The following is a 17,970-nucleotide window of genomic DNA, read 5'->3' as shown; positions in this document are numbered from 1 at the left end:
TCCCTAAAGTATATGGAATTGATACGGTTTTAAAATATGAAACTCCGGAAGGTGACATTAAGTATACCGACATCCTTCAGGCTCCGGTAGAAGTCAGGGAAGCAGGGTTCTTCGACAAATTTTTTGGATGGATTTAATAATGGATAGTCTTCAGGACTATTCTTTCAATTTGAGTGAACTGATTTAAATGCTAGTTGAGAGTTTTTGTTTAGTTCTTCATTGATTGAAAACACAAGAACTCCAACTTTCATACATTTTAGTTTGATTTTTCATTTTTGCACAACGTATCAAAAAGTATATAAAAATCTAATTTTTTATATATCTTCCTTACCATAAAAAGCAGAATTTATCTTTTTTACTGGTGCAGACCTTTTGTCAAAACTTATGTACTTCTCTGAGCATTCCCTTCAATTTGCCACTGGAATTAGTGCAAAATAAGCCAGGAACAAAATGTTCCAAGATTCCAGGAAAGCAGCTGCAAAAACTAAGATAGAAAGAACTCATGAACCTCTCAAAATGCAGTACTTTTTTTCATAAATAACCGAGTAAAGACAATAATTTGAAATTTTTGGTCGATTGCATGCAGAAAAACTTGAGATTTGATAGACCCGTTTACCAATTCACAATCGTTAATAAGAAATAAAATCAAAATATTTGACTCAAATCTAAATTTCAGGTGTATAAAGTCTTGTTAACCGAAGGATTTTTAAACCGGACTAACCAAGATAATTTGTTTATCACAGATTTGGGCTTATACCGTCGTTTCTGTTCGTTTCATCACCCATTTCCGTGATAAATACCCAGACAGAACAGAATTCTTCTTATTATATTTTACTTCTTTGGTTCAGTTATCAATTTTCAAGTCAGAAAACCCAGTTGTTTTCATTTAAAAATACTAAACACAGTATGTATTAGGTGATAAATGAGTATAAAATCTTTTTATCTTCATTTCCATCAATCATGGTGATAATAATGCTTAATAAAACTGTAGCTCAAAAACTAATTAAAATTGTAGCTCAAAATGGAGTTGGTGACCTTCAGCTGGTTCAGATCTCATTAATGGGTTTTTATCCTGGGTTTATAGTTAATTGGATTAGTAAGTTTGTAGAGTGACCTCAGTAAATAAGTTGATTTTTGAAGTGATTTCTTAGTGATTTTGTAATGATTTTTTAGTGATTTCTTAGTGATTTTTAGTGATTTTTTAGTGATTTCTTAGTGTTTTTTGCATTAAACAGTGTTTAAACCCCAATAATTTTGACTAGGTTCTTCTTAATTCCAAATAAATATCTTTTTATTAAAGAAAGTTCAAAGTCGTTGAACCCTCCCAACAGAAGCATTCCAAATAGATAGACTAACACACCTATTCCTGTTACCTCAAAAATCTTATCGATGTTTGAAATATCGAAGTAAGAAATAAAGAGGTACATAGTCAACGAAGACAAAATGCTTTTTGCAATATCATGAAAATAAAATTCATGTTTAAAATATTTTGAAGACATATGAATACAGAGAACTGCCATAAAGAAATATGAGAGTAGAGTTGAAAGAGCAGCTCCGACAATACCTATTGAAGGTATAAGTAGAAGATTGATCAATACGTTCGAAACTGCCGCAGCAATATTGATATAAGTTTGTGCTTTTGTTTTTTTGACAATTAATAGTGTATTGATAAAAATTTGAACAACTCCTGCCATAAGGCCAGAAAAAGCAATAACAGGAATCACAAGCCAGCCAGATAGAAAGTCTTCAGTTGTAAATATTCCAAGTAAAGGTTTTGCAAGAGCTGAAAGCCCAAAGACTGCAGGAATGGAAATGAAAAGGAAATATCGCAAAGAATAGGACATATATATGATTATTTTGTCAATTTTATTTTCATCATATAATTTTGTAAGTTCTGGGAGAAGAATAAGCTGAAGGGGACTTACAAAAAACTGTGTAAGGCTACCAATGGAACAGGCTGCCGAATACACGCCTACGCTTTTTAAACCGAAAAAGAAAGTAACCAAGTATCTATCACTTGATTCTGTAACCCATCTGATAAGAGCATTAGGGGTCAGTGGTAAAGAAAATTGCAGGTATTCTCTTATATAAATAAATTTAGGGATAACAAATCCAATCTGTGACACGATGGTCAGAAAAGCAATTAAAATAATCACGCTCTGTACCAGTAATGTGGCTGCTATCAAACCAAGAAGCCCGTATCCCATTTTAATAAGAACAAGAGTAAAAAGTAGTTTTCCGAATACCTCAAAAAGGGTAAGGTACGAGAATTTCCGGATCTGTTTAAATACCCTAAAATAATAAAGAGACACAGGCTCGAGCACATTCAAGAGAATCAAAAGTGAGCCTGCTTGAATGAAATAAGCTGCCCCAGAATCCTTAAAACCAAATGTCGCAAGAGGTTCCGCAAACATATATAGCAAAAAAGAGACTAAAAGACCAGACATAGTCACGAAAAAAAGAATGGAGTAGACAGCTTCCCTTATTTTTTTTATCTCTGTTTCAGAAGACAAGAATCTGACAAGAGCCATTGAAAGACCCATAAGTGCAAATGGAGTAATAAGGGACGCAGTGATATTGATCTGAGCCCAAATACCATAATAATATGCTCCAAGGCTTTTTGTGATTATCGGAAGTAGGAAAAAATTACCCAAGCTTGTAAGCACTTGAACCGTGCCTATAAAGCCAACATCTCTTGCAAATTTTTGATATGACATTAATTAACCTTGAAAAGAGTTCTGTTTTTAATATAGATAATGAGTAAACTCACAAAAATAATATTTCAAAAATGCTCCGGACATTTAACCCGGCTTATAGTCAAGATGGTATTTAAACTCTTTTGAACGGCACCTGCGACATAAGAAACTTTTTTATACTCTGTTAGACTAAGTTCATTATTTCCGGAATTCCAAATTTCCAGAATTTCGAATTGGGATACAACTTACAGCTAACAAAAGTGGCACAAAATTCTTTGATCAACCTTTCTTTCTAAGAAAGGTTGGCTTACAGCTAACAAAAGTGGCACAAAATTCTTTGATCAACCTTTCTTTCTAAGAAAGGTTGGCTTACAGCTAACAAAAGTGGCACAAAATTCTTTGATCAACCTTTCTTTCTAAGAAAGGTTGGCTTACAGCTAACAAAAGTGGCACAAAATTCTTTGATCAACCTTTCTTTCTAAGAAAGGTTGGGGGGTAGTTTACGGCAGTTAAATCTATAATGGACTTCTTTGGTCAAGCTTTCTTTTTAAGAAAGGTTGCAGCTAACAAAGCTCAAGGTGTAGTCAATTCTCTTGAAACCGACGAATCCGCAGTTATTTCGCTTCCCTTCAGGCTTACGGTCTCAAGTATCCTTTTTGCTGTGATTTTACTACTCTCCTTCGTTTACCTTTATGATTTTCTGGAAGAAGCAAAGGAAAAAGCAGCTATGGATGAGATTTCAAGGCTTACGGCTGCTGCCGAACAACTTTCCATGCGTGGAGAAGGAAGTGAAGTTTCCCTGGAGCTCAAGCTGTCTGAAAGCGTAAATGCGGATTTCGGGGCTCTTCCTGGTAGGCAAGACAAATGGCCTGAGGATGCGAACGATTACTGTGTTCATACAGGAGAGAAAAGCACTTTCTATTATTCTGATGCCTCTTTCTCAAATCCTGAAATTAATGGGCCTGTGTTCCTTGGTTCAGGAAAACACAGGCTCCTACTCTCAACAAAGCTCGAACCAAAGTCAGGAAGGCTATTCGTGCTTATTTCCGAGAACAAAACTCTAGATAAAATCTAACTCTAAATAAAATCCGATACTCAGGAGAAGATTGCTGTGAGGGATTTTGCTCGTGATGACCTTGCATGGGCCGATTTTTTAATATCGAAATCGGCACTTATTCTTGCAAGTGTTATCTTTTTTGCAGCACTCTGTAATCTCATTGCTGGATTTAAGGAACTCGAAACCAGAGAAAAACTTGATTTTTTGGTTCTGGACTTTAAAACCGCAGTAGATGAAGTAGGTTCAGGCAATTTAGAATCAGGTAGTTACGGATCAGGCAATTCAGAATCAGATAGTTACGTTTCAGATGACTCAGGACCAAGAGATGTAGAATCAGACAATTATCAGGCCAGAGATCAACAGGGATTTCAGAGTGAACTCCAGAGTGGACGTATGGATGCTCTGGATGAATCTCACGAGTCTTTCTATTGTTTCAGTGAACAGGAAATTTTCAGGGATTTACCTTTTACGGAGGATATAAAGGTACGAGTTTCTGGAGAATATGTCTGTCTGGAAGCCGATTTAGGGGAACGTAATTTCAGAGCTGTAAAACCCTTTGCCTTCAGGGTTCTGCCTCTTAACGAATCTATGCTGCACGAAAAACTCAGTGTAGAGTTTGGAGCTCCAGGCAACGAGGAGACTCCTCTTACAGCCGATTATTCTGAAATTAAGATTTTCCTTCAGGCATTGGGGACCGAAGAAGCAGTCCTGAACCCGGGTGAAAATATCTCATTAAAAAAAGAATTAATTTATGTGAAAGATGAGGAGGAGATCTCTGCTTTTGGATGCGTCCTTGTTTATCAGTAATTCTATGTTTATCAGTAATTCTTTGTTTATCAGCAATTCTTTGTTCATCAGTAATTCTATGTTTATCAGTAATTCTTTGTTTATCAGTAATTCTTTGTTTATCAGTAATTCTTTGTTTATTAGTAATCTACTCAAAGTTCTGCTCAAAAAGAGACTCACAGCCACAATTCGGCTCAAAGATGCCTTAAAATCCGTAAAGAAAACTTGTACGTTAATGTTCAGGGACGATAGCGGAGTACTTGAACCTCATACCGACCTACTCTCCGTAGCCCTTGCAGTGATAGGTTTTATGGTTTTCGCAGTCCTGATGTCACAGACTTATCTTGGATACGAAGACCGTTCTTTTGCTCTTGAAAATTACGAAACCGCATCTCTTCTTGCCGAAAACCTGGCAGATGCTCTTGCTCTGGAAGCGGAAAGTTCAGGCTTGATTTCGGCAGTTTCACTTGACACACTTTCGGGTCCGGACGGAGTTAGTAAAAGAGCGAGGCTTTTTGCAGCTTACTCAGGGAATTATCGGTTCCTGGTTGAAGTCCGGACAGGAGACGGTCAGTGGCACTGGAGAATCACACCGGACAACGTCGGTCCTGAAGCCTTTGCTGACGACCTGGAAAAAGTTGCAGCTTCCGTACCCGTTATTATAGAACTGAATCCTGCAGAATCGATCTCTGGGATGCTTACTGTCGTGATATATAAAACAGAATGGAACTGAAAAAGAAAGTCAATAAATGAAAAAAGCTGAATGAAAGTTGGAAAACCAGAACGGAAATTAGAAAAAGTAAATGGAAGCTAGAAAGCCCGAACGGAAGTTGGAAAATTTTAGAGGAAATTGGAAAAGCTTAAAGGAAGTTAGAAAAGCTCAAAAGAAATTGGAATGAGTATAAAAATGAGAAATATGGCACGAAAATGAGAGAGGTTATATGAAAAGTAAGAAAACTGGAGAGCCCATAAAAAGGAGCAGGAAACCAAGACCAGAAGGACAGGAGAAGGTCAGGCATCCAATAATTTCTGAAACTCTCTGGAAATCCCAAAGGGAAAAAGGTAAGTTGATTGCAGAATGCTCAGGTTATTTCACAGTTTTTGATGCCCTTTTTTTACTTGTTTTGATTTCACTTGCAGGTATCCTGCTAATGCCTTCCATGCAAACAGAGAAACAATATTATGCGGCCGAATATGTCACTTCTTCGGAACTTGATGTTTATCTGCTTGAATCATTGGTTTCCTGTAAACTTGAGGACTTCGAATATGAGATTTCTCCTCTTGAAGCTCTTAATATATCAGTACCTGAAAACTCGGTTGTGGAAAATTCTTCTCATACTCTCTTCGGAAAAGAACAGAAACACAGGACTTTTGCTGACCTGGTTGCGGAATATCTTGCCATTTCTCTTGCTATCACAAGTAATGGCTCTTCAGTTTTCCTTAACCCTCTTACTGCAAATTATTCTTCCCGGAATGCAGAAGCTATCTCAGTATATCTGGATCAAAAAATTGCAGGAAGGTTCTCCTACAGGTTTGAGGCTTACTGGCGTCCTGTGGAAGTTTTTCCTGCACAAAGCGAGCTTATTATTGGGGAAGAACCTCCTGCAAATGCAATCCGGCAAAGTACAAAGTTTTCCATGCCCCTTTACGACAGTGCTCCTTCAAAAGCTGCACTGCTTGATCCTGTTAATGACTCTATGCTTGAAACTTCCCTGAACTCCTCAGATGAAGAAGCCAGCAAGATACTCTTCCAGGCTTTTAATGCTTCACTTGACGCAGCAGCTCTGGAAGGCGCAGAGGTAGTTACCGGGCTGCTCCTCCCATCGGATTATTTCGGATCAGGTTTCGGGGAGGAAAATGAGGAATCTTTTCAGACTCTTCTATATGGAATCTCTGAAAATCCTTTAAAGGAAAACTCCGGTGAAGAAATTTTTACGGCATATTTTTCAGATTTAATTAGAACCGGGCTTCTGGACAATTCAAGCGCTTTTCCTGAAAATACATCAACAACCAACCTCTCTTTACTTGAAGACCTGATAACAGAACATATAAAAAGTGAAATTCGGTCCGAACTTGAAACTGAGTTCTCAAGTGAGATTAACGAAACGGTTTATTCCATTCTTGAAGCTGAAGATCTTACGGAAGCCCGAACTCTTCGTGATGCACATATTGAGTCCGTTAACAGGCAGATAAATCCTGGAGGAGCGAGAATAGTTTTGATCTCCTGGAACTCTGCCTCATAAACTTGAATATATGCTTATGGAAAACATGCTTATCACTGAAACATATGATTGTGGAAAAGTGCATTAATGAAACGTTTCAATCTGGAAGAAACCAGATGACTCCTGTCCCGACACAAACTATATATGTTATGGTGCGTTCTCTAGTGATGTTTTTACCGAAAAACTCATGCTTTTCCAGGGATTCCTGAAAAGTCACACAGCAGTTTGCTGTGACGGATTAGAATCTCCCGATCGATGTGTTGGTCCGTTATAATCGGTAAAGATATAACTTCAGCCCGGAAGAGCTCTCTTCAGGGCATCGATCAATTGATATCAGGAGAAATATTATGGCAAAAATGCATACTAAAAGAAAAGGCAAGTCCGCTTCATCCAGGCCCAACAGAACCGAATCGCCTGAGTGGTGCAAGATCAGCGAAGAAGAAGTTACTTCAATTACCCTTGACCTCTGGAAACAGGGTGTATCTACTTCTGAAATAGGAATGACCTTAAGGGACCGTTATGGTGTTCCTGATGCAAAGCTCATCACAGGCAAGAAGATCACAACTATTCTTAAGGAAAACAACGTTGCTATGAACGTTCCCGAAGACCTTACAAATCTGATTGTAAAGGCCCTGAGGCTCAGAAAGCACCTTTCTATTAACAAGAAAGATGTCCACAACAAGCGTGCTCTCAACCTTACTGAATCCAAGATCAGAAGGCTTGTTAAATACTACAAGCAGGAAAAGGTACTCCCAAGAGACTGGTTCTACAAGCCTGAAACTGCAGAAATGATGATTACCAGGTAAAAACCTGGAAATCTTTTTTCTGGTCAAATCTTTTTCTGGTCGGTTCTGCCTCTCGGGCAAACCCACCGCTATTTAAAATCAGCTTTTACTCTTTTCTTTACCTTTTTCTCTGACTACTTTTGAAATTGCTGTTTACTCTTTCTCTCAAGGGAACTCCTTACTTGTGTTGGTTTTTACGGGTTATGTGCGAGTGCTACTTCAGGGCTTCCGGGAACCACACACCTCATACCTGCAATCTCCCCGATAATTACGGGAAGGCCATAAACCTCCTCGATTACTTCAGGTGTAATTACCTCGGCACCACCGCACGCGTGAACTTTCCCTCCCTTCAGGAAAATAAACCGATCTGCATACCTGAGAGCCTGGTTAAGATCGTGCATTGTCATTATGGCTGCAATTCTGTGCTCAAGGACAATCTGCCTGATAATAGCTAGAATCTCAACCTGATTTTTCATATCAAGGCTGCTTGTAGGTTCGTCAAGAAGAAGGACTTTAGGTTCCTGTACGAGTGAACGTGCAATTGCAACCTTCTGGAGTTCCCCTCCGCTCATTTCATCGATATATGCAAGGCGGAGTTTTTCCATGGAAAGTAACTTGAAGATTGAATCAACTATTTGAAGGTCTTTTTCGGTAACATCCCATTTGATATGGGGTCGTCTTCCGAGTAAGACTGCATCAAAAGCTGTCAGTCTCCCGGTTTCTACCCGCTGGGGAACATACCCGACAAGGCGTGCGATCTCCATTGTTCCAAGGTTAAAAAGGTTATTTCCGTCAAGATGAACTGCTCCTCCTTTAGGGCGAAGAATTTTGTTAAGACACTTTAAGAGCGTAGTCTTGCCAACCCCATTGGGCCCAAGGATTGCTACAATTTCTCCTTCCTCGATAGAAAAGGCTACTTTATGGAGAATTTTACGGTTGCGATACAAGAATTCAAGTTCTTCTACTGAGAGAATCATCGTTTATACCCCTTAAGAAGTAAGTATATGAAAACAGGCGCTCCCATGAAAGCAGTAAGGATAGATACGGGAAGCACATACGGTGATATTATAAGCCTTGCAACAGTGTCTGATGCCAGAAGCAGAATTCCACCAAACAGGGCAGAACCGGGTATCAGGAACCGCTGGTCATCCCCTATTACCCTTCTGACCATATGAGGACAGACCAGCCCTACAAACCCTATAACCCCAAGAAATGCAACAAGCACTGCAGAAACAAAGGCTGCGATTACCATGCCTGTTAACCTTATCCTTTCCACATTGACACCGAGTCCTTTTGCAGTTTCATCTCCGGCATCTATAGCATTATAGTTCCAGCAATTGGCAACGAAGTATATAATTGAAAGCAGAACAACGCCTGCCATTATCTTAAGTTCCAGCCAGTTCACTCTTCCTACATCGCCAAAAGTCCAGAAGACTACTGCTGCAAGCTGGGTATCGTCAGCAAAGTACTGGAGGAATGCTGTGCCTGCGGTAAAGATGGAAGAAAGCGCAACTCCTGCAAGTACCATTACCTCGGGGGAAGCACCCCGTATACTCGAGATTAGCAAGATCACTCCTGTTGCAAGGAGACAAAAGAAAAGGGCTACTATTGTTGTCAGATAAGGGTTATTGATTATCACGGCATTTGCAACTGTGGACTGTACTTTCCCTGTGCCAAGAACCACAACGGACACTGCAGCTCCGAAAGCCCCTGCATTTGAGATCCCAAGCGTGAAAGGAGATGCGATAGGGTTACGTAGGATAGACTGCATCGCAACCCCTGCAACCGAGAGTCCGGCTCCTGCGACTATTGCAGCCAGGGCTTGAGGGAGACGGATGTTCCAGATTATTAAATTCCATTTTGTAGAAACACTGTGCCCTGTTATGGTTTGAAGCACTTCGTAAGGCGGTATTGTTACCGCTCCTACCGAAATTGAGTAAATAAGCATAATGAAGAGGAATAGAATCCCCCCCATTATCCAGAAGTATTTTCTGCGTATGTATACAAGATAATCTTCCGGAACTGCTCCTTTGGCGAAATGCACCTGTTAGTACCCTCCATCTTATTACAAAATTTGCTTAAATCCCATGTTACTGTACTCTCCGTTCAGGTCTGAGAACACAGGTTTACCAACAAAGAAAGTGTATATCTCGTTGGCTTTTGCTTCCGGATCGATATCTTTAAACCTGTCCGGATAGAGCACTTTTCCGATAAAATAAGCATTTGCAAGTACGGACTCATAGTTGGTGCTGTAGAAGTTATAAGGGATTACTCCATAGACTTTTTTGTTTTTTACAGCCGAGAGCCCTGCGAGGGACGTATCATTCTTTAGCTCGCCAACTGCACCTTCATTACCAAGCTGGAGGGTTCCAACATCAATGAATATATACTCTGGATCCCAGTCTATGAGTGCCTCCTTAGCAATATCGGCATGATCTGTGCCCATTCCGGCTGCAACATTCTTTGCATTCACCCAGAGGAATGGCGCATAAGCAGGTTCTGTAGAGATTATTCCATGAGCTCCAGACAATCCAACCCCACCGATATAGACAGTTTTTCTTTCGGATTCAGGAATGTCTGCAGTCCTGTTTTCAAGATCCTGCATTGTGGCATTGATGTAATTGATTACTTCCTCTGCTCTTTCCTGTTTGCCTACTACCTTGCCCATTACCCGGAGTGAATTGTACATTTCAGCTTTCTGTGTCTCATTATTCAAAGAACCGTAAGGGAATGAGACCACAGGGACACCGGTTTTGTCCTGAAGAGCATCGGCTTCAGTAGAAGTAGGTGCCGCTGACTGTCCAATCTTACTGGTCTTCAGGATAACCTGGGGGTTAATCTCAATGATTTTTTCAGGGTCATCTTTACCCCTGGCCTCTCCAATAAGGGGATAATTTTTGAGCTGTGGATTCGCATATACATAAGGGCGTCCATCGAGTTCGTTTTCCTTCTGATCCATGCTATCAACCCCTACTACATATTCCTGGGCCTGCAAGTATACGAGGTAGCGCAGGCACCCGGCTCCTGAGCAAACAACCCGTTCTACACTTTCAGGTATAGTGACTTCTCTACCAAACCCGTCCGTGATTGTAAGCTCTCCGGACTCTGCTGCCTTATCGGCGCCTGAAACTCCTGAGGCTTCTGACGGAGATGATCCTTCCTGATTCTTGTCAGATGCGGACTTGTCCGCACATCCTGAAGCTACTACCAGGGCAGCAATGAGAACTCCTATAAAAATAATTTTATATAATTTGTTATTATAATTAAGTTTCATGTTACATCCCTCTATGATCAAAGAGTAAAAGTATTACATAAAATTAACTAAATTATCTTAGTTAATATCCAATCTAATGAATTTTTTAAAAATGATGAACTATTGTGACTTTTAAAGCCAGATAAGAATAAACTTATGGTGTAACCTTAACCGACTTGCCTTTAATTGTTGAAAATGAAAACTTAAGGTAGTGGCTGTTCTTTGGAAGATTAATGCTTTTAAAAGTTAACTCCGTGAAAAATTGATCCTATGAAACTGAAACAAAAAAGGAAGTAAAATTAAAAAAACAAGATAAAAACATAACTAAACTAGAATAAAAATAATAGAAAATAGATAAAAATTACGTGAAGCAATTTTGAGTTCTGGACCTGAAGTAATTTTAACTTATGGAGTTCACTCAAAATTACTTCACGTAATCTTTGGGAATACTAAACTGAGGAACTACTAAATTGGCACAACATACTTTTTATACACTGATTATATCGGAATCGCTTTGAACCCAAGGTTGCCATACTGTCCGTTTATCTCGGAGTATAAAGGTTTACCCAGGAAGAAGGTATAGATTTCGTCGGCTTTTGCTTCCGGATCGATATCTTTAAACCTGTCCGGATAGAGCACTTTTCCGATAAAATAAGCATTTGCAAGTACGGATTCATAGTTGGTGCTGTAGTAGTTGTAGGGAATCACTCCATAGACCTTTTTATTCTTTACAGCCGAGAGCCCTGCGAGGGACGTATCATTCTTTAGCTCGCCAACTGCACCTTCATTACCAAGCTGGAGGGTTCCAACATCAATGAATATATACTCTGGATCCCAGTCTATGAGTGCCTCCTTAGCAATATCGGCATGATCTGTGCCCATTCCGGCTGCAACATTCTTTGCGTTCACCCAGAGGAATGGCGCATAAGCAGGTTCTGTAGAAATTATTCCATGAGCTCCTGCACTGCTCACTCCTCCAACATAAACAGTTTTTCTTTCGGATTCCGGAATGTCAGCAGTCCTGTTTTCAAGGTCTTTCATCGTAGCATTGATATAATTGATTATCTCTTCTGCCCTTTCCTGTTTGTCTACTACCTTACCCATTATCCGGAGTGAACTGTACATTTGAGCTTTCTGCTCTTCATTCTTTAAAGACCCGTAAGGGAACATGACAACAGGAATTCCGGTTTTATTCTGAAGTGCTTCGGCATCAGCACTATTGGTTGCTGTCGGCTGGCCGCTTGCGCCTGTTTTCAGGATGACCTGAGGGTTGATGGCAATTATTTTTTCAGGATCATCCTTGCCTCTGAATTCTCCAATAAGGGGATAATCTTTAAGCTGCGGATTTGCAAGGACATAGGGGCGGCCCTCTACTTCGCTTTTCTCTTTCTCTATGCTGTCAACCCCTACTACGTAGTCCTGAGCCTGCAGGTATACAAGGTAGCGCAGACATCCGGCTCCTGAGCAAACAACCTGTTCTACACTTTCAGGTATGGTAACTTCCCTACCAAATCCGTCCGTAAATGTAAGTTCTCCGGATTCTGCTGCCTTGTCGGCGCCTGAAGCTCCTGAAGCTTCTGATGGAGACGATCCTTCCTGATTCTTGTCAGATGCAGACTTGTCCGCACATCCTGAAGCCACTACCAGGGCAGCAATGAGAACTCCTATAAAAATAATTTTATATAGATTATTACCACAATCAAACTTCATATTACTTTCCTCTATTTTCAGAGAGTAAAAGTATTACATAAAATTAACTAAATTATCTTAATTGTTATTAAATTTCAATAATTATTATAAAAGGATGAACCGTTGTGGCTTTTAAAGCCAGATAAGGATAAAATAACGATGTAATCTGAACCAGCTTGCTTTTAATTAATGAAAAGAAGAACCTATGGTAATTGCTGTTTTCTGGTGGATTGACGTATGTAAACGGTTAACTCCATTAAAAATAATAAGTTAAAACGGAGATAAATTAACTCCACTAAAACTGAGAAGTTAAAACGGAGATAAATTAACTCCATTAACTGAGAAGTTAAAACGGAGATAAAAACAGATAAAGCTGAAACTGATATAGAAATTGTTTTTATTATTTTGTTATTTATTAATTTACGATTTCCAGACTCATATCTATCCATCTTGATCTATGAATAAGGGAGCCCATAGATATGACATCTACCCCTGTTTTTGCATAATTTTCAAGGTTTTCCCGGGAAATTCCTCCAGACGCTTCCACAATAACTGAGTCTCTAAGCCCTTTTCCTTCAAGTATTTTGAGGGTTTCTTGGATAGCGTCGGGCTGCATATTGTCAAGCATTATAATATCGGCTCCCAGTTTTGCAGCAAGCACTGCATTTTCTGCGGATTCGACCTCGACTTCAATTTTCCTGGTGAAGCTAGTTTTTTTTGCAGCCTCAATTGCGGCTTCTATTCCCATCAGTTTAATGTGATTATCTTTGATCATAACAGAGTCCGAGAGATTGAACCTGTGAGTATCTCCTCCACCTGAAGCTACAGCCAGCTTTTCGAACTTCCTTATGCCTGGAGTGGTTTTTCTGGTGCAGGCCACTCTTGTAGTTTCGGAATACCTTCTTACCGTATCCACGCAGGCATGGGTAAAGGTAGCAATCCCGCTAAGGTGTCCGAGGAAGTTCAGAGCCAGTCGCTCTGCCCTGAGAATAGATACTGCTCCCCCATTTAGCCTGAAGATTATTTCCCCTTCTTTGAGGCGATCCCCGTCTTTAAGAGTGGTTTCAGCCTGAATCCCAAGATAGCAAAAAATTGATCCGGCTTCTTTAATCCCTGCAACAGTACAGTTTTCTTTTGTGAAAATAATAGCTTCTGCAGGTCTGTCAGGCACAATAGTGCACGAGACGTCATCGTATCCCAGATCTTCTTCTATAAAGCTTTCAACCTCTTTTACAAGCATAATTTTTACCATGCTATTTTATGTTGCCACAATTTATAAGAGATACGGACATTTTGGGGTTTTCCCTCATTAAAAAAATCTCAATAGTCTCAACAGAAGGCTTTAAAAGAGAGAAAGAAATACAGTACCCTGGTCCTCAGGCTTTTAAAGCCGGGTACTAAAATCTAAAGATCAAGGTTTATTGGTTAGATCGAAATTTATTGGTTAGATCAAGATTTACTGATTAGACCAAGGTTTATTGGTTAAATCAAGATTTACTGATTAGACCAAGGTTTATTGGTTAAATCAAGATTTACTGATTAGACCAAGGTTTATTGATTAGATCAAGGTTTATTGATTAGATCAAGGTTTATTGATTATTTACAGGAGCCTGAAATGCTGAAAATAGGAGTTATTGGTTGCGGATTTATTGGCGGACAGATTTGCAAGGCTATTGATAAAGGAATTATTGATGCAGAGTTGTATGCCCTCTATGACTCTTCTGAGAGTAGAGTCCAGGAACTTACAGCCTCCCTGAAAAAGTATAGTCCGACCTCAATGACAATTGAAGAATTACTGCAAAATGTAGACCTTGTTATAGAATGTGCCTCTCAAAAAGCTGTCAGGTTAATAGTACCGCAAGCTCTTGAAGCTGGATGTAATGTGATGGTTATGAGTGTAGGCGCTCTTGCGGACGAAGAACTCAGAGAAAGGCTCTTCACACTTGCAAAGCAGAATAACTGCAAGCTCTATTTCCCTTCAGGTGCAGTTGCTGGTATTGATGGAATAAACTCAGCCTCAGCAGCGGAAATCTCATCAGTTACCCTTACTACCAGAAAACCACCTATGGGCCTCGCTGGAGCTCCCCATGTTAAAGCTCTGGGAATTAAGCTCGAAACAATCGAAAAAGAAACCCTGCTTTTTGAAGGACCTGCCTCGGAAGCAGTCAAAGCCTTCCCTGCAAATGTCAATGTTGCAGCTACAATAAGCCTGGCAGGCATAGGTTTTGAACGGACGAAAGTAAGAGTAATCGCTGACCCTGCCTTGTCCAGAAACGTACATGAGATAACTGTAGAAGGCGAATTTGGCAAACTTACTACAAGAGTTGAAAATCTCCCCTCCCCGGAAAACCCGAAAACCAGTTATCTTGCCGCCCTTTCTGCAATTTCCACCCTGAAAAAGATCCTGAGTCCGGTCCAGATCGGCACCTGAATAGACAAAGAAGTACTTGAGATTAATATATTGTCCTATATATTGCCCTTTCTCCCAACCGTTGCGCCGGTTGATCACGCCGATAGGGTTTGGGGATAAGGTTCTCAAACTTAAATATTATCAGGGGTTTTTGATCAAACCTTTTTTCAAAAGGTTTGTGGGCAAGCCTTTTTTGAAAAAGCTTGAAGGTAAGCCACTTTTTGAAATGGAGTGTGGAACTCGGACGGCGATTAGGAAAGTTCACAAAAAATATTATTCACAAATGCTATTCACAAATGCTATTCACAAACATTATTTACAAACATTATTCACAAATATTACTCACAAATATTATATAGTGCGGGAGAGTTAAGACGTAAGCTCTCAGAAGTAAACGGCATCGTGCAAAAAGAGCGCGCTGGATGGAATTCCATCATTGCACTCCTTTTTACGTTTACTCGCCTGTTAAAATCTCTTATATAAACTGATTATTTTAAGCTTGATCTTCAATATCAGACCGGATTCTTGTTTCCGGATTTTACTTCAAAAACTTACGGTGGTCCCATGCAGCAAGCAGAGCTAATAGAAAGGATCAAAGAACTCAAAATAAAACGAAATGCAGTTATTCTTGCTCATTACTATTCCCGTCCTGAGGTTCAGGATATTGCAGATTTTGTAGGGGACTCTCTTGGGCTTAGTCAGGAGGCTGTCCGTCAGACTGCTGATATAATCGTCTTTTGTGGCGTCCATTTCATGGGAGAAAGCGCTGCAATTCTCTGTCCTGAAAAAACAGTAATCTTGCCAGAAATCGATGCTACTTGCCCCATGGCAGACATGGTGAACATCGAAGGCCTTAAGAGAGAAAAAGAAAAGCACCCTGATGCTCTGGTAGTCTGTTATGTTAATAGTTCGGCTGCCATCAAGGCTGAGTCTTACATCTGCTGTACGTCTGCAAATGCCGTGGAGGTAGTAAATTCCCTGGAAGCTGATGAAATAATTTTTGTGCCTGACAAAAACCTGGCTGCCTATGTTGAAGCCCGGACTGACAAAAAAATAATTCCCTGGGAGGGGCACTGCCCAACGCACCATCAGATCCTGAGAGAGGATGTCCTGAAAATGAAGGAAAAGCATCCTGAAGCAAAGTTTATTGCACACCCCGAATGCCGCCCCGAGGTTCTGGAGCTTGCAGACCATATAGCAAGCACGCGAGGGATGATAATGTATGCAAAAAACTTTCCTGCAAAAGAGTTCATCATAGGTACGGAATGCGGACTCCTCCACGGGCTACATAAAGCAGCTCCCGAAAAGAAATACTACTGCATTTCAGAATTTGCCTGTTGCCCAAGCATGAAAATGGTTAATCTTGAGAAAATTCTGATGTCTCTTGAAAAACTCCAGCATATAGTCACTGTCCCATATGATGTGAGAATCAGGGCAAAAGAAGCACTTGACCGAATGCTCACGGTAAAAATTCAATGAGCATCCGGCGTTTAAAATCTTGTATCCCACTTTCCGCAGATGTACACAAAAATGCCACTTATTATCTCAATACGGCAATAAGCTAAAAACTTAAAATCGGATTTGATGAGATAATATGGCAAATCGGCAAATAAATTCTACATCTGTGTACATCTGCGGAATGTAGGTTGTATGTGAGATTCACTTAATTTCAATGATGGGAGAAATAGTAAGAAGCAGGTGAGAAATCTCACATACTTCATCTAACGTACGTTTTTCTCAGATCTGTACGTTTTTCTCAGATCTGTACGTATTTCTCAGATCTGTACGTTTTTCTCAGATCTGTACGTTTTTCTCAGATCTTACGTTTTTCTCAGATCTTTTTCTTAAATATGCCATATCCAACAAGAATCATGAAAAGCGGTAAGGAAATTGCCATAAGTATCCTGGCTGTTCCCATTGGATTCTTTATTTTACTGTTTCCATTTCCTGCATTTCCATAAAGAGCTGCTTTTCCTTCGCTTCCAAGATTTCTCAGGGTTTCCTGTATTTTTCCTGCCCCACTGACTTTCATTATATTTTGCCCTGTGTATTCCGTTATTGCGAAGAAGGAATAGCCAGAAGTTTCCGATTTAAAGTAAATATAATTTTCGTCTTCTCCAACTTTTTCCGTGTAAAGAGGCTGCCAATTGCTATCATACCGTTGCAGGACTACCTGAGCCTTACTGAGATTATTATCTTTGATCCATGCCTTTTCAACCTTGAACTCTACAAATCCACTTTTAATGGAAGTAGGAAGCCCTGCTCCACGATCTCCTACCCAGATATTCACATATTTATATACTGTACCTTCAGGAGAAGTTGGGACAAGAGTGGATCTGTTTTTAAGTTCTTCTACAACTGTTGTTGTTTTTCGGAATGTTTTCTTCGGATCAAATTCAATATTTACAATACATGTGGCATTTTTTGTAAAATCGAACTGGATAGGATAATCACTCACGATACTCCTGGTGGAAAGCTCCTTAACAGCAATATTGGTTGCAGGCTCGCTGGAAACAAGATTCATACCTGAATCGTCAGAAGAATTTGAATCCTCATTTCCAGCATCGGAACTGCTATTATCTGCACTTTCAGTATCCGAACTTGTGTTACCTGAACTTTTGGTGTCTGAACTCGTGTTATCTGAATTATGAGTATCAGAGTTTCCGCTGTTTAAGCTTACGATATTTGAGTTTTTAGTGCCTGAATCTCCAGTATCCGTACTTGTACCTGAACTTACGGTGTCTGAGTTTCCAGTATCCGATTTTTTGTTGTCTGAACTTCCGCTGCCTGAGTCTGAATCTTCTTTACCAGAATTTCCGTCATCCGAATCAGTAGAGGAACTTTTATCATCCGGATTAGTATCTGAACTCCCACCGTCTAAACTGGAGTCTGAATTCCCATTATCCGGATTAGTACCTGAATTGCCATCGTCTAAGCTGGAATCCGAATTCCCATTATCCGGGCTCGTGCTAGTGCCTGAGTTATCATCACTAGAACCGGGATCTGTATTTTTATCATTTGAGCCAGAATCTGAACTACCATCACTTGAGCCAGAATCTGAACTACCATCAC

14 protein-coding genes are annotated in these 17,970 nt (G+C 40.0%); 7 read left to right on the top strand and 7 right to left on the bottom strand.

Annotated elements, in window-relative coordinates:
* Positions 1-1,238 precede the first annotated feature (1,238 nt).
* Entirely contained in the window at positions 1,239-2,717 is a 1,479-nt protein-coding gene (locus tag ASJ81_RS21760) for a flippase (RefSeq protein ID WP_095646202.1), read from the bottom strand.
* 499 nt (positions 2,718-3,216) lie between these two features.
* Between ASJ81_RS21760 and ASJ81_RS21755 the strand changes: the two genes are divergently transcribed.
* The 5 genes from ASJ81_RS21755 to ASJ81_RS21735 all read left to right on the top strand — a co-directional run bounded on the left by ASJ81_RS21755 (position 3,217) and on the right by ASJ81_RS21735 (position 7,567).
* A complete protein-coding gene (locus ASJ81_RS21755) occupies positions 3,217-3,771 on the top strand; it encodes a hypothetical protein (RefSeq protein ID WP_095646201.1) in 555 nt (184 codons plus the stop codon).
* A 36-nt stretch (positions 3,772-3,807) separates the two neighbouring features.
* The gene (locus tag ASJ81_RS21750; protein WP_095646200.1) at positions 3,808-4,560 is read left to right on the top strand and encodes a hypothetical protein; all 753 of its coding nucleotides are present in this window, start codon (positions 3,808-3,810) and stop codon (positions 4,558-4,560) included.
* A gap of 112 nt (positions 4,561-4,672) precedes the next feature.
* A complete protein-coding gene (locus tag ASJ81_RS21745; protein ID WP_245860450.1) occupies positions 4,673-5,272 on the top strand; it encodes a hypothetical protein in 600 nt (199 codons plus the stop codon).
* Positions 5,273-5,480: 208 nt separating this feature from the next.
* Complete coding sequence (locus ASJ81_RS21740; protein ID WP_095646199.1) at positions 5,481-6,782, top strand: hypothetical protein; 1,302 nt, start codon at positions 5,481-5,483, stop codon at positions 6,780-6,782.
* Positions 6,783-7,108: 326 nt separating this feature from the next.
* Entirely contained in the window at positions 7,109-7,567 is a 459-nt protein-coding gene (locus ASJ81_RS21735; RefSeq protein ID WP_095646198.1) for a 30S ribosomal protein S15, read from the top strand.
* A gap of 173 nt (positions 7,568-7,740) precedes the next feature.
* On the opposite strand, the gene ASJ81_RS21730 is transcribed toward ASJ81_RS21735, so the two are convergent.
* The 5 genes from ASJ81_RS21730 to nadC form a co-directional block, all read right to left on the bottom strand.
* Positions 7,741-8,523, bottom strand: coding sequence for an ABC transporter ATP-binding protein (locus ASJ81_RS21730; protein ID WP_095646197.1), 783 nt, complete (start codon positions 8,521-8,523; stop codon positions 7,741-7,743).
* On the bottom strand, positions 8,520-9,590 hold the full coding sequence (locus ASJ81_RS21725; RefSeq protein WP_095646196.1) for a FecCD family ABC transporter permease: 1,071 nt from the start codon (positions 9,588-9,590) through the stop codon (positions 8,520-8,522). The genes ASJ81_RS21730 and ASJ81_RS21725 overlap by 4 nt, the downstream gene beginning before the upstream one ends.
* A 21-nt stretch (positions 9,591-9,611) precedes the next feature.
* Entirely contained in the window at positions 9,612-10,820 is a 1,209-nt protein-coding gene (locus ASJ81_RS21720) for an iron ABC transporter substrate-binding protein (RefSeq protein ID WP_095646195.1), read from the bottom strand.
* Positions 10,821-11,297: 477 nt separating this feature from the next.
* The gene (locus ASJ81_RS21715; protein ID WP_095646194.1) at positions 11,298-12,509 is read right to left on the bottom strand and encodes an iron ABC transporter substrate-binding protein; all 1,212 of its coding nucleotides are present in this window, start codon (positions 12,507-12,509) and stop codon (positions 11,298-11,300) included.
* Positions 12,510-12,903: 394 nt separating this feature from the next.
* Positions 12,904-13,728, bottom strand: a complete 825-nt coding sequence (gene nadC, locus ASJ81_RS21710; protein ID WP_095646204.1) for a carboxylating nicotinate-nucleotide diphosphorylase — start codon at positions 13,726-13,728, stop codon at positions 12,904-12,906.
* 375 nt (positions 13,729-14,103) lie between these two features.
* On the opposite strand from nadC, the gene ASJ81_RS21705 reads away from it, so the two are divergent.
* Positions 14,104-14,919, top strand: coding sequence for an aspartate dehydrogenase (locus ASJ81_RS21705; protein ID WP_095646193.1), 816 nt, complete (start codon positions 14,104-14,106; stop codon positions 14,917-14,919).
* A gap of 543 nt (positions 14,920-15,462) precedes the next feature.
* Complete coding sequence (gene nadA, locus ASJ81_RS21695; protein ID WP_095646203.1) at positions 15,463-16,377, top strand: quinolinate synthase NadA; 915 nt, start codon at positions 15,463-15,465, stop codon at positions 16,375-16,377.
* A 352-nt stretch (positions 16,378-16,729) separates the two neighbouring features.
* Here nadA and ASJ81_RS21690 read toward each other — a convergent pair.
* On the bottom strand, positions 16,730-17,970 hold a 1,241-nt coding region (locus tag ASJ81_RS21690; RefSeq protein ID WP_141241834.1), incomplete at its 5' end, for a PGF-pre-PGF domain-containing protein.

Origin of the sequence: Methanosarcina spelaei (assembly GCF_002287235.1) — an archaeon.
GTDB classification, from domain to species: Archaea; Halobacteriota; Methanosarcinia; order Methanosarcinales; family Methanosarcinaceae; genus Methanosarcina; species Methanosarcina spelaei.
The sequence above is the reverse complement of the archived record's forward strand: the minus strand, read 5'-3'. Positions and strand labels throughout refer to the sequence as shown.

Coding starts and splice junctions, on each gene's coding strand:
- nadC (WP_095646204.1), bottom strand. CDS start 13,728: ATGCTTGTAAAAGAGGTTGAAAGCTTTATAGAAGAAGATCTGGGATAC.
- ASJ81_RS21740 (WP_095646199.1), top strand. CDS start 5,481: ATGAAAAGTAAGAAAACTGGAGAGCCCATAAAAAGGAGCAGGAAACCA.
- ASJ81_RS21760 (WP_095646202.1), bottom strand. CDS start 2,717: ATGTCATATCAAAAATTTGCAAGAGATGTTGGCTTTATAGGCACGGTT.
- ASJ81_RS21705 (WP_095646193.1), top strand. CDS start 14,104: ATGCTGAAAATAGGAGTTATTGGTTGCGGATTTATTGGCGGACAGATT.
- ASJ81_RS21715 (WP_095646194.1), bottom strand. CDS start 12,509: ATGAAGTTTGATTGTGGTAATAATCTATATAAAATTATTTTTATAGGA.
- ASJ81_RS21720 (WP_095646195.1), bottom strand. CDS start 10,820: ATGAAACTTAATTATAATAACAAATTATATAAAATTATTTTTATAGGA.
- ASJ81_RS21735 (WP_095646198.1), top strand. CDS start 7,109: ATGGCAAAAATGCATACTAAAAGAAAAGGCAAGTCCGCTTCATCCAGG.
- ASJ81_RS21730 (WP_095646197.1), bottom strand. CDS start 8,523: ATGATTCTCTCAGTAGAAGAACTTGAATTCTTGTATCGCAACCGTAAA.
- nadA (WP_095646203.1), top strand. CDS start 15,463: ATGCAGCAAGCAGAGCTAATAGAAAGGATCAAAGAACTCAAAATAAAA.
- ASJ81_RS21755 (WP_095646201.1), top strand. CDS start 3,217: ATGGACTTCTTTGGTCAAGCTTTCTTTTTAAGAAAGGTTGCAGCTAAC.